This is a genomic window from Mesorhizobium sp. M1A.F.Ca.IN.022.06.1.1 (genome assembly GCF_003952605.1).
Classification (GTDB): Bacteria; Pseudomonadota; Alphaproteobacteria; order Rhizobiales; family Rhizobiaceae; genus Mesorhizobium.
On sequence record NZ_CP034455.1, the window covers coordinates 721,908 to 743,242 of the forward strand.

Below are 21,335 nucleotides of genomic sequence, written 5' to 3' on the forward strand. Positions count from 1 at the left end.
CGGGATGATTTAGCGGCGGCCGATATGACTGCACCGTCGAGCCTGCGGGCGGTGTTCCTGCGCGCCGTCGGCGATGTCGGGCTCTTCTCGCTGCTGATCAACATCCTGCTTCTGGTGATCCCGCTTTATCTGCTTCAGGTCTATGACCGCGTGCTGCCCTCCTCCAGCGTCGAGACGCTGGTCTATCTGTCGGCGATTGCGGTTCTTGCGCTCGCTTTCCTCGGTCTGCTGGACGCGATCCGCGCCGTCTACACGCAGCGCGTCGCGGCCGCCGTCGACAGGAAGCTCGGGGCAAGGACATTCGCCCTCTCGCTGGCGCCCAAATATGCCGGCGGCCTGTCGCCGCTGCGTGATCTCGCCTCGGTCTGCGCCTTCGTCCGGTCGCGCGGCGTGGCGGTGCTGTTCGACCTGCCCTTTGCGCCCGTCTTCCTCGCTTTGCTCTATCTGATCCATCCGGTGCTGTTCTGGGTGACAGTCGCCGGCGCGGTGCTTCTGCTCGTCCTTGTCGTCGCGAACCAGCTCGCCATTGGCCGGAACGATGCCATGTCCGCGGAACGCTCGGCGTTGGCGAGCCATGCGGAACAGGTCTTTGCCCGCAATGCCGAAACGCTGCGCGCCATGGGCATGGTCGAGAACGCCGCTCGGGTCTGGGGGCGGCATGTCGGGGCAGCGCTCACGCTTTACGACCGTTCCTCGAGCGCCAATGCGATCTTCAGCGGCGCCTCGCGGGCGCTGCGCATGATGCTGCAGCTGGCCATCCTCGGCGCCGGCGCCTGGCTGGTGCTCGAGGGGCAGATGACGGCGGGCATGATCTTCGCCTCCTCGCTGGTGTCGTCGCGCGCGCTGCAGCCGCTCGACCAGCTGATCGGCGCCTGGCGGCAAATCGTCGAGGCAAAGCGGGCCTGGAAGCGGCTGGAGACGGCGCTTGCTGCGCACCCGGCCGAGAAGCGGAAACTGGCGCTCCCCGATCCGTTAGGCGCGATTTCGGTGCAGGACGTTTTCTTCATGGCGCCGAACGCACAGCCCGGCACCGAACCTATCCTCAAGCGGCTGAATTTCCAGATCGGCGCCGGCGAAGCGGTGGCGATCGTGGGGCCGAGCGGCGCCGGCAAATCGACGCTGGCGCGGCTGCTTGTCGGTGCCGCGCAGCCGACCGGGGGCGCAGTGAGGATCGACGGCGCCGACCTCAGGACGTGGGACGAAAAACAGCTGGGGCGACAGATCGGCTACCTGGCGCAGGAGGTGGAGCTCTTTCCCGGCACGATCGGCGACAATGTCGCCCGCTTCGACGCGCAGGCCGAGGACGCCGCGATCGTCGAGGCCGCCAGGCGCGCCCAGGCGCATGAGTTGATCCTGGCGCAGCGCGACGGCTACCAGACGATGATCGGCCCTTCCGACAGGACGCTCTCGGGCGGCGAGCGGCAGCGGATCGGGCTGGCGCGCGCCTTCTACGGCAACCCGCGCATTCTCGTGCTCGACGAGCCCAGTTCCCATCTCGACGGCAGCGGCGAGGCGGCGCTCGAAGTGGTGCTGGTCGCCGCGCGGGCGGCCGGCGTCACGATCCTCGTGATCACACATCGGCCGTCCATCGCAACGGCCTGCGACCGCGTGATGGTTCTGCGCGGTGGTGTGATCGAGGCCTTCGGCCCGAGCGCCGAGGTGCTGCGGCGGTCCACTGTCGATAGAGGCGCCGGCAACGCCCCGGCCGCCCAGCAGGGCACGGTGGTGACCGGATCATTCGCGCCGATGATCCGCACGCACGGCATCCGCTTCGGATCCTAGACGATGACGATCGAGAGCCTTGCCTGGGATGGACAGCCGCGCACCGACTTCCGGCGCGTGGCCTTCATAGGATATGCGGCAATCGCGCTCTTTGCGGGCGGCTTCGGCTATTGGGCGGTAAGCGCGCCGCTGTCCGGCGCGGTAATCACGCAGGGCACGATCTCGGCGACGGGCGGCAACATCCTCATCCAGCAGCCCGAGGGCGGCATCATCCAGCAGCTGCTGGTCCGCGAGGGCGACCGCGTGCAGCAGGGCCAGGACCTCATCCTGCTCGACCGGACGGCAGCGCAAGCCGAGCTCAACCGTCTGACCAGGCAGTCGATCGCGCTCAAGGCGAGCATGGCGCGGCTGGAGGCGGAGCGCGACGGGCTGGACAGGCTCGCGCCGATCACCGAGGCAGCGCCGGCGCCGTTCCAGCAGGATTTCCAAAACCTCATCCGCGAGCAGCAGAAGGAGTTCGACGCCAGGCTCGCCCGGTTCCGGTCGGAGCAATCGATCATGGCGCAGCGGGTCGCCATGCATCGCGAGTCGGTCGTGGGCTTGAACGCCCAGAAGCTCGCCATCCAGCAGCAGGCCGATGTCGTGAAGAAGGAGCTCGGCATCAAGACAGGCCTGCTCGACAAGGGCCTCACCAACCGTACCGAATATTCGCAGCTGCTGCGCTCGGAAGCCGATCTCGTCGGCCAGGCCGGCGCGCTGGAGGCCAATCTTGCCGGGGCCAACAGCCAGATCGTCGAGGCGCAGGTGCAGGTCGAGCGACTGACCACGCAGCGCGTGGAGGAAGCGCTGACCAAACTCGACGAGGTGCGCACCAACCTCGCCGACATCGAGGAGCAGATCAGGGCAGCCGAAGCGGTGCTTCAGCGCACGACGATCAAGGCGCCGGCGGCGGGCATCGTGGTGTCCTCCACCTATAATTCGAAAGGCAGCGTGATCGCGCCCGGCGAAAAGATCATGGAGCTCCTGCCCACCGCATCGGGCCTCAACGTCGATGCCAAGCTGCGGCCGAAAGACGTCGATCAGGTGCGCGTCGGCCAGCCGGCGAAGCTCAGGCTGTCAGCGCTCAACACGCGGCTGACGCCAGAGGTATCGGCGACCGTGACGCAGATCTCGGCCGACCGGCTGATCGACCAGGCTACCCACGAACCCTATTTCCGCGCCAAGCTGAAGATCGCCGACGCGCTCCCGCCCGGCGTCAAGCCGGAGCAACTCTATCCGGGAACGCCGGTCGAAGCCTTCATCAACACCGGCGACCGTACCTTCTTTGAGTATCTGGCGCGGCCGATGGTGGATTCGTTCGCCCGCGCGTTTGCGGAGAGGTGAGCGGGCGCTCCGCCCGACGCGACGGCGCCGTCGGGAGTTGCGTGCCTACGCAGGAACATAAGTCAACCTGATCGCTTCCTCCCCGATCAAATCACTGGCCACGAGGCGGAGCGGCGGCCGGGGCCGGCGAAGAATGGCTTTCCGTGACCAAGCACGACGGGATGGATGTAGAGACGATACTCATCGATAAGCCCGAGGTCGGTCAGGTTTCGCGCCAGGTCCGGTCCGGAAACGGCGATCTCCCCAGCGAGCCGAGCCTTCAGGTCACGTATCATCTCCGCCAGGCCGCCTTCGACAAGCGTGGCGTTGGGGCCAACGGACTGCAGCGTGCTCGACACGACCCACTTCGGCTGGCTCCGCCACGCCGTCGCGAATTCGCGGAGCTCAGGGGTCCACTCGGAACGGTCCTCGTCCCAGTAGCGCATGACCTCGTACATGCGACGGCCGTACACGCTGCCCGTCAGGCCGCGCACTTGCTCTATCCAGTGACGAAACAGCGCGGGATCGGGCGCAAATGCCTCGTGGTCGACATAGCCGTCCAGTGACTGATTCATTCCGAAGACGAGCTTCGCCATGCTAATTCCATCCCAGCATTCTTTCAGGATACCAGTGAATCGCGCCGCTGCGTGCTCTGTGACGGCCTTGTCACGCTCCTGGCCAGCACGACTGTTCAAACGGCGATCTGAAGCGCCCCGTAGCGTTTGACTTCGGCTTCGATCTCCCTGACCAAAGTCTCCAGCGCGGGATTTCGGGAGTTGCGTGCGCGCCTGATCACATAGGCCAGGTCCGGCGGCTTGGGGAAGTGTTTGTCGACGATCTCCATGCCGGGTTGCAGGTGCCGCTGGCTCAAGAGCGCGACGCCGAGCCCGGAGGTCACGCCGGCGACGATCCCGGCTGCGCTGGAGCATTCGAACACGGTCTCGAACACCGTTCCCTCGTCCTGCCCAAGATCGAGGCCCCAGCGCCGATAGAAGCAGTTCTCGTCGAAGGACAGGAACGGGATCGGCTTTTCCTTCGACAGGACCAGATCCGGCGACTTCACCCAGTGCAGCGTCTCGCGGTAGAGGACGATGTCGGCAGGGCGAACCTCGTGCTGGAACAGCTGGACGATCGCGGCGTCAAGGGCCCCCTGGCTGAGCTGCTCCCGCAAGACGAGGCTCATGCGCACTTGCGTACGGACGCTCACCTCGGGATGAAGCCTACGGAACCGGCCAAGAATGCGTGAGAGATCCGTGCAGGTCGTATCCTCGGTCATTCCCAGCGCGATCTTGCCTTGCAGCGTGCTTTTCGAGAGGCTCAGTACCGCCTCGTCATGAATACCCAGGATGCGCCGCGCATAACCCAGGAGATCGTGCCCGGCCGTGGTGAACAGCGGCGCGTTTGGCTTCCGGCTGAGAATTTCGCAGTCGAGGCTCGCTTCCAGCCGCCTCATCTTGTGGCTGACGGCCGATTGCGACAAACCCAGAACCTCGGCCGCACGGGTGACACCGCCATGTTTCTCGATCGCGACCAGCGCCCGCAGGGCATCGACATCCAGGCGGCGGCTCATAATTCCAGCCATGACAATCCTCGCTCGCAATGAAGCAACGCGGCCAAAGCTCTGACACAGAGCAGGCTTTTGGGCAAATCCTTATGTCATTGTTCGTGGCTGTTTCATGAGCCTATCGAAATTTGTCATGTGCAAGGCAGCGAGTGTGCAGCCATAAGTCTGCGCCAGACAGCGCTGGTGATCCGCTTCAGGAGCATGGCGCACCGCTCGAATAAAGACAGCCCATGACGCTTCTGCAGAACAAGCCTCATCCTCTGGTATGGCCGACCGTGGCGGCAGCCCTGGTCCTAAGCTGGAGCTCCGGCTTCGTCGGCATCCGCTACGCCAGCGAGAACGCCGACGTCATGCTGGTCCTGTTCTGGCGGACTTTTTTGTCCGGACTTATCCTTCTGCCATTTGCTCTGCTGATCGGGCAGCGCATCAGCGGGCGCGCCTTGGCGCAGCAGATGGCGTTCGGCGTGGCGACGATGTTCCTCTATCTAGGCGGATTCGCTCTTGCCATCGGCCAGCGCGTTCCGACCGGCCTTGTCGCGCTGATCTCCGATCTTGTCCCTCTCGCCATCGCGGCGCTGTCGCAGCCCATTCTCGGCCTCCGGCTGAGCGCAAGACAATGGATCGGAACAGCCCTGGGCGCGAGCGGCGTCCTTATCGTCTCCCTGGACAGCCTCAGTCTCGGCAAAGCACCGGTCTGGGCCTATGTCCTCACGGTCGCTTCCATGCTGGTGTTCGCCCTGGCGACCGTGGTGCAGAAGCGGATCAGGACGATCGATATGCCCATCCATCAGAGCTTGTGCATTCAATGCCTGACGGCGGCGATCCTCTTTGCCGCCTGCGCCGAATGGAACGGCGGCCTGACACCGCCGCTCGATGGGCGTTTCCAGTTCGGCATGGCGTGGCTGGTGCTGTTCTCGACCTTCTTCTGCTACGGCGTCTACTATATGAGCCTGCGTCACTACACCGCCGCACAGGTCAGCAGCGTGGTCTATCTCAGCCCGCCGGTGACGATGCTCTGGGCGTGGCTGATCTTCGGCGAACCGCTATCGAGAGCGATGTTCCTCGGCCTGGCGGTGACCCTGTTCGGTGTCTGGCTGACCTCATCGAGGAGCGCTGCATCGAAGGACAAAGCGCGTCTGAGCTCATGCGAGCAGCCTGCCGGATAATCACGCGACACCAACAAGGAGTGCAATTCCATGAAGCTGACCGATTTCAAGGCCCTGACCTTCGACTGCTACGGCACGCTCATCGACTGGGAATCCGGCATGATCGAGGGCCTGAAGCCGCTGACAGAGCGCGCCGGCCGCCGTTTGAGCCGCGACGACATCCTCGAGGCGCATGCCCGGCACGAATCCAGCCAGCAGAAATGGACTCCGGCAAGACGCTACCGCGACCTTCTGCCGATCGTCTACAAGCGGCTTGCCGAGGAATGGGGCGTCGTCGCCACCGCAGAGGAATGCACGGCCTATGGCGAAAGCGTGAAGGATTGGCCGGCCTTTGCCGACTCGGCGGAAGCCTTGCGGTATCTCAAGCAGCACTACAAGCTGATCATCCTTTCCAACGTCGACAACAAGAGCTTTTCGTTCAGCAACAAGAAGCTCGGCGTCGACTTCGACGCGATATACACGGCAGAGGACATCGGCTCCTACAAACCTTCCGCCCGCAACTTCGACTATATGCTCGAAAAGCTGGCGACGATCGGGGTGGAGAAAAGCCAAGTCCTGCACACTGCCGAAAGCATGTTCCATGATCACGCTCCCGCCAATCGCGTCGGCCTGGCATCGTGCTGGATCTATCGCCGTCATGCCGACCAGGGCTTCGGCGCCACGATGCACCCCGGCGACATGCCAAATGTGGATTTCCGCTTCGACAGCATGGCCGACCTCGTCAACGCGCACAGGCAAGAATTGGGCGCCTGAGTCCGCAGCGCGCGGAGGAGGCGCTGACCGAGCCGATGAGACCCCGAGATAGCTACACGACGTTATGCCGCCTGCTTTCGTGGCGTCCTCTCGCAACCGGATTCAATCCGCCAGCCTTGGAACCAAAAGACCTGCGAGACTGTTCAGCTATCGTTTGATACAACGCTGACGTGCCCTGCCGGTTGGGCAATCGGCGCTTTCGAGGAGTCTCACCATGTCCAGAATTCGTTCAGCCGCGATTGCGGTCATCGCCGCTGTCGGCGTGAGCTTTGCCAGCGCTGCTCACGCCGACAGCGGCACGATCCGCTTCTCCATCTATAAGGCGGCCTTCTTCATCGGCGGCGCCGGCGGCGAAGGGACGCTGACCTTCCGTGGTCGCAACTATCCCATCTCGATCGGGGGCATCTCGGGCGGCCTCGCCTTCGGGGCTTCCAAGACCTATTTCAAAGGCACAGTGCGCCACATTCGCCGCGCCCGCGACGTGGCGGGAGTGTACGGCGCGGCGGGCGGCGGCGGCGCGCTCGGCAGAGGCGCTCAGGTGATCGTCATGACCAACGACAAGGGCGCCGAGCTCCAGCTCACAGGCCGGCAGGTAGGCCTGCAGATCAATGCCGATCTCAGCGGCATGACCATCGGGCTGAAATAAGGGGCGGTCAAAGCGGTCATTCCCTCCGCCGATTGGCGCTACCTGATCCAGCCGCACCGAATGCCCGGTAGAATGGGAAGGGCCCGACGTCGGGCCCTTTCCCTTGCTTGCCTGGACTGTTTGCGTGGGGGCACGGCACGACGCCATCGCCAACAGTCGGAGGCTCTCTGGCTCAATCGCCGCCTGTAGACATCGCGCTCCCAATCACCCAATCTGACCCGCGGGAACAGAAGCGCTTCAAAGAAAGCGCGGACCTTCGGGTGCGCATGAAAAATCGATGGACCTTGTATGATCCACGGCTGGCCTGGATGCTGATCGCGCCGGTGCTGCTGCTCTTGATCTTCTTCCTGGTGCTGCCGATCGCCGTGATGTCGGTCTACACCTTCTTCACCTTCGTCACCGCCGGCGTGGAAACCAGCGCGCTGACAACCGCGAACTGGCACGAATTCCTCACCGACAGCTACTATCACGGCTTTCTGTTGAAGACGCTGCGGGTCGGCGCCGTCACCGCGCTGCTCTGCGGCGTGCTCGGCTATTTTCCAGCCTATTTCATCTGGGCGACGAGCTTCAGGCACAAGTGGCTGCTGCTTCTCCTGCTGATCGTGCCGTTCTGGATCAGCTTCACCATCCGCACCTTTTCCTGGATCAACATTCTCGGCGAACAGGGCGTCATCAACGTGGCGCTCATAAAGTTGGGCATTGTCAGCGAGCCGCTGCCGATGCTCTACACCGAGGGCGCGGTGATCATGGGGCTGCTGCATTTCCTGCTGCCCTACATGATCCTCAACGTCTATGTCAGCCTGGAAAGCATCGACCGCACGCTGATTGCGGCAGCCCGCTCGATGGGCTGCACCAGCGCGCAAGCGTTTCGCGAGGTGACGCTGCCGCTTTCGCTGCCCGGCCTCGCGGCCGGCCTGCTGCTCTGCTTCGTGCTTGCCGCCGGCAGCTATGTGACGCCGCAGCTTCTGGGCTCGGGCCGCGACGCGCTGTTCGGCAATCTGATCTACGACACCATCATGAGCGAGCTGAACTGGCCGATGGGCGCCACGCTTTCGATCGTGCTGTTCGTCGTGCTCGGTTTCTTCGCCGCCATCTACACCCGCTACATGGGCATGTCGCAGATCGTCAAAGGCCTTGGAGGATGAGGGGATTGGGCGGATGAAGCCTGCACGCCGGAAAGAGGAAGGCAGATGGGCCTGGCGGCTGACTGGCTTCGTCACGCTCTGCGTCTACATCTTCATGTTCGCGCCGATTGCGGCGACCGTCATCCTGTCGTTCAACGCCTCGATGTTCGGCGGCTTCCCGATGACCGGCTTTTCGCTGCAATGGTACGGCAAGCTGATGGCCAATGAGGCGGTGCTGGCCGCGTTCCGAACGTCGCTGTGGATCGCCCTGGTCACCGCGGCCGCCACCACGGCGATCGGCGTCGTCACCTCGTTCGCGCTGGTGCGTTTCGAGTTCCCCGGCAAGCAGACGCTGAGCACGCTGGTGATCCTGCCGGCGCTGGTGCCCGAAACCATTCTGGGCGTCGGCCTCCTGGTGCTGATCAAGGCGGTCGACCAGCCGCGAACGTTGCTCCTCCTGGTGCTCGGCCATATTCTGCTCGCCGTGCCCTATGTGGTGCTGATCACCCAGGCGCGCATGGTGGGCATCCGGCGCGTCTATGAGGAGGCCGCGCTTTCGCTCGGCGCCTCGCGCTTCTCGTCCTTCCGCGAGATCACGCTGCCGCTGCTCATCCCGGCGGTCGTTGCCGGCGCGCTGCTCGCCTTCACCATCTCGTTCGACAACACCTCGGCCAGCCTGTTCTGGCGGCCGGCCGGCGTCGAGACCATGCCTACCCAAATCCTTTCGATGCTGAAGATTTCGATCAGCCCGGAGATCAATGCGCTGGGCACGGTCATGATCCTGGTGACCGTCGGCATCCCGCTGATTGGCGGCATTCTCATGCAAAGCCTGACAAAATTGAGAAGACGAGGCGAACCAAAGGAGGAAGCAAAATGAAACTATCCACCACCAAGCGGCTGGAACGGCTGCATGACCGCTACGTGAACGGCGATTTGAGCCGCCGCACCTTTCTGAGCCTGACCGCCGCCGCCGCGGCCTCGGCCGGCCTCTCCATGCCGTGGATGAGCCGCGCGCTCGCCGCGGTCGAGCAGGTGCGCTTCGACGGCTGGGGCGGAACCGTGCAGGAGGCGATCGACAAATACGCCTTCCAGCCCTACACAGCCAAGACCAAGATCAAGGTGGTCCAGGGCACGTTCGGCGACGAGAACGAGATCATCACCAAGATCAAGACGGCGAAGCCAGGCGACTTCCAGATCGTGCATTCGTCCGGCGTCAACTACTACATCAAATACGTCAATGCCGGCATGAACTCGGAGATCAACGAGGCCAACATTCCAAACATGGCGAATGTGCTGCAGCCGATGATCGAGCCGTTCCGCAAGCTGACGCCAAAGCTCTCGGCGGTGCCCTACGACTACGGCACCACCGGCATCGCCTACAACACCAAGGTGATCTCGCCCGAGGAGGCGAAGGAAAAGGGTGCCGGCCTGCTGCTCGACAAGAAATACGCCGGCAAGGTCGGCGGCTATGCCGACATGACCACCCGCGTCTGGTACGCGGCTTTGGCCACCGGACAGGATCCCAACAACATCAAGGACATGGATACGATCTGGGCCAAGGTGCGCGAGACGCGCGACCTCGCCAAGAAATTCTGGAGCTCCGGCGCGGAACTGATGGACCTGTTGTCCAAGGGCGAGATCGTGGTGACCGACGCCTGGTCGGGCCGCGTCGCCGCCCTGCAGGATCAGGGCCATCCGATCGGCTATCTCGATCCGGCGGGCTCCTATGCCTGGATGGAGGACATGCTGATCCTGAAAGGCTCGCCGATGACCGAATGCGAAGAGCTGATCAACTTCATGCTCGATCCGGCGACCTCGATCGCGGTGGCCGAGGGCCAGAGCTACCCGCCGTCGCTCGACCCGACCAAGGTGAAGCTAACCGAGAAGATCGAGAAGCTGCCGGCTTTCGACAAGACCGGCTCGATGAAGGCGCTGACCTTCGCCGATCCGGTCTACTGGGCGACCAACGAGGACGCCTGGACCAAGCAGTGGGACAGGATCGCGAAAGGTGCCTGACAGAAGCGAAGCGTCACTCAGCCCCCGGCCGGTCTCGGCCGGGGCACCCGGCACAGCTCCCAACATGAGTGCGGAGCAGCCAGCGGTCGAGTTCCGCGACATCGACATCGCCTATGGCAAGTTCGTCGCGGTGCGCGACTTCTCGCTGTCGATCCGCAAGGGCAGTTTCGTCACCCTGCTTGGGCCGTCGGGCTGCGGCAAGACGACGATCCTGCGCTCCATCGCCGGGCTGGTCGACATTTCGGGCGGCCAGATCATGATCGATGGGCGGCGGGTCGACGACGTGCCGATCTACAAGCGCAACATCGGCCTGGTGTTCCAGAGCTACGCGCTGTTCCCGCACAAGAGCGTGTTCGACAATGTCGCCTTCGGCCTGAAGTATCGCAACGTGCCGAAGCCCGAGATCGCGCGCAGGGTCGGCCGGGCGCTCGACATGGTGCGGCTGCCGGGCAGCGAGAAGAAGCTGCCCTCACAATTGTCGGGCGGGCAGCAGCAGCGCATCGCGCTGGCGCGGGCCATCGTCTTCGAACCGCAGGTGCTGCTGCTCGACGAGCCGCTGTCGGCGCTCGACGCCAACATGCGCGAGGAGATGCGCGTCGAGATCAAGAAGATCCAGAAGGCAACCGGCATCACCGCCATCTTCGTCACCCACGACCAGGAAGAAGCGCTCTCCATGTCGGACCGCATCGTGGTGATGAACGCCGGCTCGGTCGAGCAGATCGGCACGCCGGAGGAGGTCTATGAGCGGCCCGCCACCGCCTTCGTCGCCGATTTCCTCGGCAAGGCCAACATGCTTGCCGGCACTGTCAGCAGATCCGACGGGCAGATAGCGGTGACGCTTGCCGCCGGCCAGACCGTCCATGTAACGTCGCCGCGGCCGCTGGCGCCGGGCAGCAAGGTCACCGTGGTGGTGCGGTCGCAGAAACTCTCGGTCGGTCCTGCAGCAGGTGGCAACCGGCTCTCCGGCCGGGTCGTCTCGACCTCCTATCTCGGCGGCAGCGCCATTTACGAGATCGACTTCGGCGGCAAGACGAGCATCCGCGCCAACGCGCCGATCAACGGCCGCATCGTCCGGGAGGGCGAGATCATCGAGGTCGGGTTCGATCCGAGCGGCTGTGTTTTGCTGGACGAGAACGGGCAGCGGATTTCGTAGCCTACCAAGCCCCTGTTCGCATCGGCCTTAAGGAATTCACTGCTTCGCCGCTTGAGCAGCCAAGCGGCCTGGATGCCTGAGGTTGGTCGGCGTGATGCCGGTGTGCTGGCGGAATACCCGGCTGAAGTGCCCGGCATTTTCGAAGCCGCACCTGTAGGCGATGTCGCCTATCTGCAGGTCGCTGCCTTCCAGCAGCGACTTGGCGTAGTGAACCCGGAGCGCCAGGTACGCGGCCATCGGACTTGTGCCCAGCTCGGTCGCGAAAAGACGCTCGAGCTGGCGCCGGGAGCAATTCAACCGGCTTGCGATCTCGGTGACTGATATCTTTTCCTGCAGGCTGCTTTCCATCAGCAGCAAGGCCCGTTTCACCGCACGGCTCGACGCTTCGGGAAACAGATCGCCGACGGGCTGCACGTCCCGGATGTTGCGGATGCGATCGAGCACGAGGATCTTGGCGGCCTTTTCCGCCGCCTTCTGACCGATGAATTGCGACACGAAATAACCGGCAAGGTCTGCCGCGCCGGTGCCGCCGGCGCATGTCGCGCGGCCGCGGTCGACGGAATAGAGGCTGTCGGCATGCGCATTCACATCGGGGAATTCGGCGCGAAAATCCTTGATGTGGAACCAGCTGACGGCGGCACTGTAGCCGTCCAGCAGGCCATAGCGGGCCAGCACGAAGCTTCCCGTGCACAGCGCGGTTATCGGCACGCCCTTGTCGGCGGCCCGCAGAAGGAACGCCTCCTTTTCAGCGCTGAGATTGCGGTTGGTGTCGAGCAGGCCTCCGACCACGACGACGTTGTCGAAGTCCTCCGGATTGCCGATCGCCTTGGTCGGCAGCAATTCGACGCCACAGCTCGCCCGGATCGGCAGGCCGCGCTCGCCGACGATCTGCCAGTCGAACTCCACCCTGCGGCTGCGATCGCCCTCATCGCCGGCGAGCCGCAGCGTGTCGATGAAAAGCGACAGCGGCGACAAAGTGAAATCGCGCACCAGGAGAAACGCAAACTTCTTGGCCATGCTTTGCGGACCTGTCCCTTGCGTTATCCGAAGCTCATTCAGACAAGATCGCCGTCCGGGCTGTCATTGTGCCACCGATCCATCCGGTCTTATATTGTGTACCAAGAAAATACAATCCGTTGACTCACTTGCAAGTGCATGCGACTCTTCCAACCGTGCCAGGTATGTCGATTGGCAGAGATGATTCCGAAGGTGCGCCATGAAGGGAAGCAAGGGCAGTCTCTATGACGATCTGAAACGTCGCATCCTGACAATGGAACTCGATCCTGACGAGGATCTGGACGAGGTGGCGCTGAGTGAGCGCTATGGCCTGTCGCGGACCCCTGTCAGGGAAATCTTCCGCCGGCTGGAGGGCGAAGGTTACATCGAGATCCGCGCGAACCGGGGCGCCAGGGTCGTTCCGATGAACCATTCGACCCTTCGGCAATTCTTCCTGGTCGCCCCCATGGTCTACGCCGCCATCGGCCGGTTGGCCGTGCAGAATTTCAAGCCTTCGCAGATGGTAGACCTGAAGGACACGCAGGAGCGTTTCCGCGCCGCCAGCAAGTCAGGCGACGCGCTTTCCATGGTGGTCGAGAACAACAGGTTTCACGAGATCATCGGTGAGATGTCTGCGAACACCTATCTTCAGCCCAGCCTCGGCAGGTTGCTGATCGACCACGCCCGCATCGGCCATACCTTCTTCCGCCCACGCAATGACGACATGCGCAAGCGGCTGCAGACGGCGGTCGAACATCATGACGGCTTCATCTCGGCCATCGGCGCGCATGACGAGGATGCCGTCGTCGACCTGGTGTTCGAGCACTGGGAACTGTCGCGCGAGAACATGGAAATGTTCATCGCGCCGCAGGGAATGAAGGCGGACGCGCTGGTCGGCGATAACTGACGGCCGCTTAGGAAAGCGACTGCGGCCGGGATAGGAAGAACGCCTGCTGCCGGGCCCGGTGCCGGCAGCGAAACTGCGGCGACGCCACCGAATACCTGCTCCATATCCGCAAATGCGCGACGGGCGCGCTCCCCAGAATTGTACTCGTGCCATATTTTTTATGTGTACGTAAATTATACAATCTGTTGACTCTCGGATGCTGACGTGCAATCTTTCGCGTTATCAAACGCGATCAACCGGTTTCGAGCGCTGCGAATCCCCGCTTGGGAATTCGCGGATGGCCTCCGTTTTGCCGAATGACGCATTGGTCGAAACGGCCACTCCATCGATGGAGAAATGTCTTGAAGTTTGAGGGCATCTACACGCCGGCGGTGACGCCGATCGGTCCGGACGGTCAGATCGATAACGCGGCCTTCGCCGACGTTCTCGAGTCGCTCATCGAAGCCAAGGTGCACGGCATCATCGTTGGTGGATCGACCGGTGAATATTATGCCCAAAGCGCCCAGGAGCGCTTCGAGCTCGGTGCTTACGCCAAGCAGGTGATCGGCACCCGCCTTCCGCTGGTCATCGGCACAGGCGCTACCAGGACCGAAGATTCGGTCGAATACGCCAAGGCGGCGAAGGAGATCGGCGCCGACGCGATCCTCGTCTCGTCGCCGCCATATGCCTTGCCGACGGAGCGCGAGAACGCGGTTCATGCGCTCACCGTCGACCGCGCGGCCAACCTTCCGATCATGCTCTACAACTATCCGGCCCGCATGGGCGTCATGATGGGCGAGGAGTATTTCTCCCGCGTCGGCAAATCCCGCAACGTCGTCGCCATCAAGGAAAGCTCCGGCGAAATGGGCAATTTGCACCGGCTTGCCCGCAAGTTCCCGCACATCTCGCTTTCCTGCGGCTGGGACGACCAGGCGCTGGAATTCTTCGCCTGGGGCGCCAGGAGCTGGGTCTGCGCCGGCTCGAACTTCCTGCCGCGCGAGCACGTCGCGCTCTACGAGGCCTGCGTGCTCGAAAAGAACTTCGACAAGGGCCGCGCCATCATGAGCGCGATGCTGCCGCTGATGGACTTTCTCGAATGCGGCAAGTTCGTCCAGTCGATCAAGCATGGATGCGAGCTGATCGGCCTGAAGGCAGGCGGCGTGCGGGCGCCGTTGCGGCCTCTCAATTCGGAAGAAAAGCGATCCCTCCAGACTGTCGTCGCCACGCTGAAGCGGACGGTCGCCCAGATCACGTCGGGAGCAAACCAATGCATGAGCCTTTGACCGCCGCCGAATACAAGGCGCTCGCCGCCGAGATTCAATTCCCGACCAATGCCTTCATCGACGGAGCCTTCCGTCCGGCGAATTCCGGCAAGACGTTCAGGACGACCAATCCGGCGACCGGCGAGGTGCTTGCCGACATCGCGGCTTGCAACGCCAGAGATGTCGACTTCGCCGTGGCCAAGGCCAGGGAGGCCTTCGACGACGGCCGCTGGCAGCATCTCGCGCCTGGCGAGCGCAAGACCGTGCTTTTGAAGTTCGCGAAGCTTTTGGAGCGCAACCGCCACGAACTCGCGGTCATGGAGAGCCTCGACAGCGGCAAGCCGATCCGCGAATGCCAGACCGTCGATGTGCCGGACACGATCCATACCATCCGCTGGCATGCCGAGCTGATCGACAAGCTCTACGACAACATCGCGCCCGTTGGTTCGAAGGCGCTGACCATGGTCGTGCGCGAACCGGTCGGCGTCGTCGGCTGCGTCCTGCCGTGGAACTTTCCGCTGCTGATGCTGGCCTGGAAGATCGGCCCGGCGCTTGCGGCCGGGTGCTCGGTCATCGTCAAGCCTGCCCAGGAGACGACGCTGACCACGCTGCGTGTCGCGGAGCTCGCCCATGAGGCCGGCATTCCGGCCGGCGTCTTCAATGTCGTGCCGGGGGGCGGCAAGGAGGTCGGCGAACCGATCGGAATGCATATGGGCGTCGACATGGTGGCCTTCACCGGATCGACGCCGACCGGCCGCCGTTTCCTGCGCTACGCGGCCGACTCCAACCTCAAGCGCGTCGTGCTGGAATGCGGCGGCAAGAACCCGGCCGTGGTTCTCGACGACGCCGAAGACCTCGATCTCGTCGCCGAACAGGTGGTCAACGGCGCGTTCTGGAACATGGGCGAGAACTGCTCGGCCACCTCGCGGCTCATCGTCGACGCCAAGATCAAGGACGAGCTGCTGCAGCGTATCGGCGCCTACATGCGCGAATGGAAGACCGGCGATCCGCTCGACCCTGAAAACCGCATCGGCGCGCTGGTCAGCAAGACCCATTTCGAGAAGGTGAAATCCTTCCTCGGCGACGTTAAGACCGAAAAGCTCTCGGTCGCCCATGGCGGCGCCACGCATAAGAGCGCCTATATCGAGCCGACCGTCGTCGACGGTGTCACGCCTGCGAGCCGCCTCTTCCAGGAGGAAATTTTCGGGCCGATCCTGTCGGTGACGACGTTCAACTCGCTGGGCGAGGCGATCGCGCTCGCCAACGACACGAATTACGGCCTGACCGCGTCCGTCTACACGGGGAGCCTGCGCAAGGCGATCAAGCTCTCCCGCGAGATCCGCGCCGGCGTCGTCACCGTCAACTGCTTCGGCGAAGGCGACGCGACGACACCGTTCGGCGGCTACAAGGAATCCGGCTTCGGCGGGCGCGACAAGTCGGTCTTCGCGCATGACAATTACTGCGAACTGAAGACGGTCTGGATCGACGTCTCCGACCGTTCGGTCGATGAGACCGTCCGGTGAGCGATCTCGTCGTCAAGCGGCTTCCGGCTGAATCCGGAATCTCTGGCTGGGAGGCGATCAGCAGACGCTGCTTCCCCGTCCGCACGCTCGACGGCGACATCAAGGCCGACTGGCTGATCATCGGCGGCGGCTTCGCCGGCCTCTCCGCCGCCCGGCGGCTCGCAAAGCTTCGGCCGGGCGACAGGATCGTCCTGCTGGAAGCCGGAGAGGTCGCCAAAGGTCCCGCCGGCCGGAATTCCGGCTATATGATCGACACCCCGCACAATTTGTCGTCGGGCGAATATTCCGTCGCCGGTGAGGCCGAAACAAAGGCGGAGATCGCCGAGAATCGCTTCGCGATCGCTTTCGCCGCCGAGGCGGCCGCGGAATACGCAATGTCCGCGCGCACCTTCGATCCCTCGGGCAAGATCAATGCCGCGGCGACCGAACGCGGCATGACACTCAATGCCAATTACGGCCGCTCGCTCAACACGATCGGCGAAGAGCATCGCTTCCTCGACGCGAGCGACATGCGGGAAATCACCGGGTCGTCCTACTATCTCGGCGGCCTCTACACGCCCGGCGCCGTGATGATCCAGCCTGCCGACTATATCCGGGGGCTCGCGGCGGGGCTCGCACCGAAGGTCGACATCTTCGAGCACTCGCCGGTGCTCAAGCTCACCCGGGCCGGAAGAGCCTGGAAGGCGGTGTCGCGCACCGGAAGCGTCACCGCGCCGAAAGTCATCCTCGGCGTCAACGGCCATATCGACGATTTCGGTTACTTCCGCGGCCGCCTGATGCACATCTTCACCTATGCATCGATGACCGCCCCATTCACCGCGAAGTCGACGGACAAGGACCGGTGGGCATTGCTGCCGGCCGATCCGATGGGCGCCACGGTCCGGAAGATAACCAACGACGGGCTCTCGCGGATCGTGATCCGGACCCGGTTCACCTATGACTGGCCCGTGCGGGTCAGCGAGAAGCGCTTGGCCGGCATCGCCGCCGAGCAGCGGACGTCACTCGATGCCAGGTTTCCGGACCTCAAGGATGTGCCGTTCGAATATGTCTGGGCCGGACGGCTTTGCCTCAGCCGCAACCACGTGCCCGCCTTCGGCGAGATCGAAGACGGCCTTTATTCGGCGTGCTGCGAGAACGGCCTTGGGACCGTGAAAAGCACGCTCGCGGGCATCATGGCCGCGGATCTCGCGACCGGCACCCGGTCGAACATGCTCGACAAATATACGGATCAACCCCAACCCGCGCGGCTTCCTCCCGAACCGTTCGCGTGGATGGGCATCAACACGGTGATCCGTTTGCAGGAATTGCGTGCTGGCCGCGAGGGATGAGCTCTCGCCGCGCAATGTGAAGACCGAGCAGACCGCGAAGTCTTCGAACGGGAATGGAAACGATAACTAAGGAGTGAGGAAACATGAAGACGTTGTGGAAAGCGCTCTGCGCTGCCGCGATGGTCGGGATGACCATGCTGTCCGCTCAGGCGGAAGAAAAGACAATCACCGTTGGCACGATGTCGTGGGAGGATCTCACCCCCATCACAGGCATCACCAAGAAGGTGCTTGAGGACGCCGGCTACACCGTCAAGGTGGTCGATTTTTCCGAATGGGGCATCGCCTACGCCGCATTGACCAAGGGCGACATTCAACTGCTCGCCTCGCAGACGGACTATGTCGCGCAGGACTACTGGGACAAGAACAAGAAGCGCCTCGAGAAGATCTCTCCGGTTTCGCACGGCCTCTACCAGGCGATCGCCGTGCCGAACTACGTGACCATCGATTCGACCGAGCAGCTCAACGACAACGCCGACAAGTTCGGCGGCAAGATCGTCGGCATCGAGCCGGGTTCGGGCCTGATGCGCGACGCCGCCAATGCGGTCAAGGAATACGGCCTGAAGCTCCAGCTGGTCGAAGGCAGCACCGCCGCGATGACCGCCGCGCTGAAGTCGGCCGTCGACCGCAAGGAATGGATCGCCGTCACCATCTGGGAGCCGTCCTGGATGATGCAGAAGTATCCCGTGAAATTCCTCAAGGATCCGAAGGGCATCTTCCCGCCGCCGCAGAGCTACTACTGGATTGCCAAGAAGGGCTTCTCGGCCGACCATCCGCATGCCCGCGAGGTCATCGCCTCGGTCTATGTGCCGCTCGCTGATATTACCGCCATCAACGGCGCGGTCAGCGACGGCAAGAAGATGGATGAAGCCGTCAAGGCCTGGACCGACGCTCACGCCGATCTCCTGAAGCGCTGGGAAAACATCAAGGGCGAGTAATCACACCAACGGCGGGCCGCCGAACCGGCTGCCCGCCTCCAAACACGATAGCCATTTGGTGGCCCATGGGGAAGGCAATGAACATGACCGTGAATGCCCCCAACGAAGTGTTGGTCGACTGCAAATCCGTGTGGAAGGTGTTCGGGAGCCGCGCCTCGGCCGCGGTCAAGGCGATCTCCGAGCGCGGGCTCCCCAAAAAGCAGGTGCTGCAGGAGTTCAACTGCGTGGTCGGTGTTGCCGACGCTAGCCTCCAGGTCCGCCGCGGCGAGATCTTCTGCATCATGGGCCTCTCGGGAAGCGGCAAGTCGACGCTGATCCGTCTGCTTAATCGCCTGATCGAGCCGAGCCTCGGCAAGATCACGGTCAAGGGAAAGGAGATCGCCAAACTCAATGCCTCCGAGCTGCGCGACATGCGCGCCCGCAATATCGGCATGGTGTTCCAAAGCGTGGCGCTCCTGCCGCACCGCACGGTTCTGGAAAACGCCGGCTTCGGCCTCGAGGTGCGCGGCGTCGCCAAGGAAGAACGCAACAAGATCGCCCGTGCTGCCCTCGGAAAGGTCGGGCTCGCCGATTGGACATCGCGCTATCCCTCGGAGCTTTCCGGCGGCATGCAGCAGCGCGTGGGCCTCGCCCGAGCCTTGGCGGCAGACCCGGAAATCATCCTCATGGACGAGCCTTTCAGCGCGCTCGACCCGCTCATCCGCCGTCAGTTGCAGGACGAGTTCCGGCAACTGACGAAGTCGCTCGGCAAGTCGGCGGTCTTCATCACGCATGATCTCGAGGAAGCCATCCGCATCGGCGACCGTATTGCTATCATGAAGGACGGCGTCATCGTCCAGGTCGGGACGGCTGAAGACATCGTGACAAAACCCGCAGACGATTACGTCTCCGATTTCGTGGCGGGCATTTCCAGGATTCACCTGGTCAAGGCGCACTCCGTGATGACGCCAGTGGGCGAATACAAGAGTGCGCAACCGCATAGCGACGTGAACGCCCTGCCCCAAACGTCGCCCGAGGCCGACATCGGCGCGCTCATCGACCTCACGACCCAGTCCGATCGCGATGCGGTCGCGGTGGTCGAGGGCGAAACGGTCGTCGGCGTCGTCACCATCCGCGGCCTGCTGCGCGGTGTCGCCGGCAAGCCTGCGGGGGAACTCGTGGCGGCATAGCTCGGGAGGAGCACTATGGACATCTCGACCATCACCGACACGTTCGACAGTTGGACCGACACGGCTCTCGGCTGGATAAGCGACAATGGCGACTGGCTGTTCGAAACGCTGAGGGCCGGGCTTGAAGGAACCTATGACGGCGTCCTCTGGCTGCTGCAGCTCGCACCGTTCTACCTGATCGCGATGGTCGCGGCGCTGCTCGCGTGGCGACTGATCAATGCCCTCGCCGGCGTTCTCGCCGGGCTTGCCCTGGTCTTCTGCGCGGTCATGGGGCTCTGGGCCGAGACCATGAGCACGCTCGCCCTGGTGATTACCGCCACCATATTGGCGCTGCTCTTCGGCATTCCGATCGGCATCGTGGCGGGTTTCGGCAGGGCGTTCGACCGTTTCCTCGAGCCGATACTCGACCTGATCCAGACGCTGCCACCCTACATCTATCTTCTTCCGGCGATCGCGCTGCTGGGTTACGGACCGGCGACCGCGCTCGTGGCCACTTTCATCGTCGCGATGCCTCCTGCCATCCGGCTCACTGCGCTGGGCATCCGAATGACGCCGCGCGAATTCGTGGAGCTGGGACACGCGACCGGCCTGACCCCTTGGCAGATGTTCGTCAAGATCAGGCTCCCCTTCGCCATCCCGAGCGTCATGGCGGGGATCAACCAGAGCCTGATGATGGCCTTCGGCATGGTCGTCATCGCCGGCATCGTCGGTTCGGGCGGTCTCGGCGAGACAATCTATTCGGCCGTGCGCACGCTCGACATTGCAACCTCTATCAACGCCGCCATCGCCATCGTCATACTGACCATGGTGCTCGACAGGCTCACGCAAAGCGCGGCCAGCCGCGCCAAGGGAGGCGCAAGATGAATTTCGATCTGCTCCGCTTTTCGCCGGGGGGTTATCTTGCCCCCGCGGTGGATTGGCTGAACACCAACTTCCATCCGTTTTTCGACGCCGTGGCCAAACTGATCGAGGCGGTGCTCAGCGGCATCGAAGTCGCCCTGCTCTACCCGCCCGCCTATGTGACGATCGTCTTGGCCGTTGCTCTGGCCTTCTTTCTCGTCGGCACCAGGGTTGCCGTCGTGACGGCCGTTGCGCTTCTCTTCTGCCTGCTGGCCGGCTTCTGGGCCGCGTCGATGCAGACGCTGGCGCTGGTGACGGTGGCGGTGATCATCTCGGTGTCGATCGCGTTCCCGCTCGGCATCCTGGCATCGCGCTCCAAGAATTTCGAGGCCGCGATCCGGCCGGTGCTGGACATCATGCAGACGGTACCGCCTTGGGTCTATCTCATCCCAGCCGTCATGATCTTCAGCCTCGGCCGCGTGCCGGCGATCATCGCGACGATCGTCTACGGCATACCGCCGATGCTGCGCCTGACGACGCTCGCCTTCAACCAGGTGCCGAAGGATCTTCTGGAGCTTGGCCAGGCCACCGGGGCTTCGCCGCGATCGATCCTGTTCAAGATAGAAATCCCCTCCGCCACGCCGACCCTGCTGGTCGGCCTCAACCAGTGCATTCTGCTCTCACTGGCTATGGTCGTGCTGGCCGGCCTCGTCGGAGCGGGCGGCCTCGGCGCGGAGGTGACGCGGGGATTGACCCGCATGGAGATGGGGCTCGGCCTGCGGGCCGGCCTGTCGATCGTGGCGATCGCCATCTTCCTCGACCGGCTGTCGAGGGGCGCGCTGGAGCGCAGCCGGGCACCCGGTGCGGCCAAGCCTGCCTGAACGGAGAGA

The 21,335-nt window shown here is 63.5% G+C and carries 19 protein-coding genes and 1 pseudogene; 17 read left to right on the top strand and 3 right to left on the bottom strand.

The window, feature by feature from the left end; all coding sequences use genetic code 11:
• Positions 1-24: 24 nt before the first annotated feature.
• Entirely contained in the window at positions 25-1,782 is a 1,758-nt protein-coding gene (locus EJ078_RS03650) for a type I secretion system permease/ATPase (protein WP_127403186.1), read from the top strand.
• Positions 1,783-1,785: 3 nt separating this feature from the next.
• The gene (locus tag EJ078_RS03655) at positions 1,786-3,105 is read left to right on the top strand and encodes an HlyD family type I secretion periplasmic adaptor subunit (RefSeq protein WP_127216956.1); all 1,320 of its coding nucleotides are present in this window, start codon (positions 1,786-1,788) and stop codon (positions 3,103-3,105) included.
• Positions 3,106-3,150: 45 nt separating this feature from the next.
• Here the strand turns inward: EJ078_RS03655 and EJ078_RS03660 are convergent.
• Positions 3,151-3,680: pseudogene (locus tag EJ078_RS03660) on the bottom strand (dihydrofolate reductase family protein).
• A gap of 95 nt (positions 3,681-3,775) precedes the next feature.
• On the bottom strand, positions 3,776-4,666 hold the full coding sequence (locus EJ078_RS03665) for a LysR family transcriptional regulator (RefSeq protein ID WP_095801457.1): 891 nt from the start codon (positions 4,664-4,666) through the stop codon (positions 3,776-3,778).
• 212 nt (positions 4,667-4,878) lie between these two features.
• Between EJ078_RS03665 and EJ078_RS03670 the strand changes: the two genes are divergently transcribed.
• From EJ078_RS03670 to EJ078_RS03700, 7 genes are all read left to right on the top strand, one after another.
• On the top strand, positions 4,879-5,814 hold the full coding sequence (locus EJ078_RS03670) for a DMT family transporter (protein ID WP_127216958.1): 936 nt from the start codon (positions 4,879-4,881) through the stop codon (positions 5,812-5,814).
• Between the two features lie 30 nt (positions 5,815-5,844).
• Positions 5,845-6,567 carry a haloacid dehalogenase type II gene (locus EJ078_RS03675; protein WP_127216959.1) on the top strand — a complete coding sequence of 241 codons (723 nt, stop codon included), beginning with the start codon at positions 5,845-5,847 and terminating at the stop codon, positions 6,565-6,567.
• A gap of 214 nt (positions 6,568-6,781) precedes the next feature.
• Positions 6,782-7,213, top strand: coding sequence for a hypothetical protein (locus EJ078_RS03680; protein WP_066993122.1), 432 nt, complete (start codon positions 6,782-6,784; stop codon positions 7,211-7,213).
• 266 nt (positions 7,214-7,479) lie between these two features.
• The gene (locus EJ078_RS03685) at positions 7,480-8,358 is read left to right on the top strand and encodes an ABC transporter permease (RefSeq protein ID WP_082953754.1); all 879 of its coding nucleotides are present in this window, start codon (positions 7,480-7,482) and stop codon (positions 8,356-8,358) included.
• Between the two features lie 13 nt (positions 8,359-8,371).
• Positions 8,372-9,214, top strand: coding sequence for an ABC transporter permease (locus EJ078_RS03690; protein ID WP_082953755.1), 843 nt, complete (start codon positions 8,372-8,374; stop codon positions 9,212-9,214).
• Entirely contained in the window at positions 9,211-10,353 is a 1,143-nt protein-coding gene (locus EJ078_RS03695; RefSeq protein WP_066993114.1) for an extracellular solute-binding protein, read from the top strand. The genes EJ078_RS03690 and EJ078_RS03695 overlap by 4 nt, the downstream gene beginning before the upstream one ends.
• Positions 10,346-11,506 (top strand): ABC transporter ATP-binding protein, encoded by a 1,161-nt coding sequence (locus EJ078_RS03700; RefSeq protein ID WP_127216560.1) that lies wholly within the window; start codon positions 10,346-10,348, stop codon positions 11,504-11,506. The genes EJ078_RS03695 and EJ078_RS03700 overlap by 8 nt, the downstream gene beginning before the upstream one ends.
• Positions 11,507-11,542: 36 nt before the next feature.
• Here the strand turns inward: EJ078_RS03700 and EJ078_RS03705 are convergent, their stop codons facing one another.
• Positions 11,543-12,523, bottom strand: coding sequence for a GlxA family transcriptional regulator (locus tag EJ078_RS03705; RefSeq protein WP_066993111.1), 981 nt, complete (start codon positions 12,521-12,523; stop codon positions 11,543-11,545).
• Positions 12,524-12,722: 199 nt separating this feature from the next.
• Here EJ078_RS03705 and EJ078_RS03710 point away from each other — a divergent pair, with 199 nt between their 5' ends.
• The 8 genes from EJ078_RS03710 (at position 12,723) to EJ078_RS03745 (ending at position 21,326) form a co-directional block, all read left to right on the top strand.
• Positions 12,723-13,409 carry a GntR family transcriptional regulator gene (locus EJ078_RS03710; RefSeq protein WP_127403187.1) on the top strand — a complete coding sequence of 229 codons (687 nt, stop codon included), beginning with the start codon at positions 12,723-12,725 and terminating at the stop codon, positions 13,407-13,409.
• Between the two features lie 341 nt (positions 13,410-13,750).
• Positions 13,751-14,671 carry a dihydrodipicolinate synthase family protein gene (locus EJ078_RS03715; protein ID WP_095801463.1) on the top strand — a complete coding sequence of 307 codons (921 nt, stop codon included), beginning with the start codon at positions 13,751-13,753 and terminating at the stop codon, positions 14,669-14,671.
• A complete protein-coding gene (locus EJ078_RS03720) occupies positions 14,656-16,173 on the top strand; it encodes an aldehyde dehydrogenase (RefSeq protein WP_127216558.1) in 1,518 nt (505 codons plus the stop codon). Before EJ078_RS03715 ends, EJ078_RS03720 begins: the two co-directional genes overlap by 16 nt.
• Positions 16,170-17,501, top strand: a complete 1,332-nt coding sequence (locus EJ078_RS03725) for an FAD-binding oxidoreductase (protein ID WP_127403188.1) — start codon at positions 16,170-16,172, stop codon at positions 17,499-17,501. Before EJ078_RS03720 ends, EJ078_RS03725 begins: the two co-directional genes overlap by 4 nt.
• Positions 17,502-17,584: 83 nt before the next feature.
• Positions 17,585-18,436, top strand: coding sequence for a glycine betaine ABC transporter substrate-binding protein (locus EJ078_RS03730; protein ID WP_127217286.1), 852 nt, complete (start codon positions 17,585-17,587; stop codon positions 18,434-18,436).
• A 77-nt stretch (positions 18,437-18,513) separates the two neighbouring features.
• Positions 18,514-19,605, top strand: a complete 1,092-nt coding sequence (locus tag EJ078_RS03735; RefSeq protein WP_127217285.1) for a glycine betaine/L-proline ABC transporter ATP-binding protein — start codon at positions 18,514-18,516, stop codon at positions 19,603-19,605.
• A 15-nt stretch (positions 19,606-19,620) separates the two neighbouring features.
• Positions 19,621-20,469, top strand: coding sequence for an ABC transporter permease subunit (locus EJ078_RS03740; RefSeq protein WP_127240199.1), 849 nt, complete (start codon positions 19,621-19,623; stop codon positions 20,467-20,469).
• Positions 20,466-21,326: an ABC transporter permease subunit gene (locus tag EJ078_RS03745; RefSeq protein ID WP_067321777.1), complete on the top strand. Its 861-nt coding sequence runs from the start codon at positions 20,466-20,468 to the stop codon at positions 21,324-21,326. Before EJ078_RS03740 ends, EJ078_RS03745 begins: the two co-directional genes overlap by 4 nt.
• Positions 21,327-21,335 lie beyond the last annotated feature (9 nt).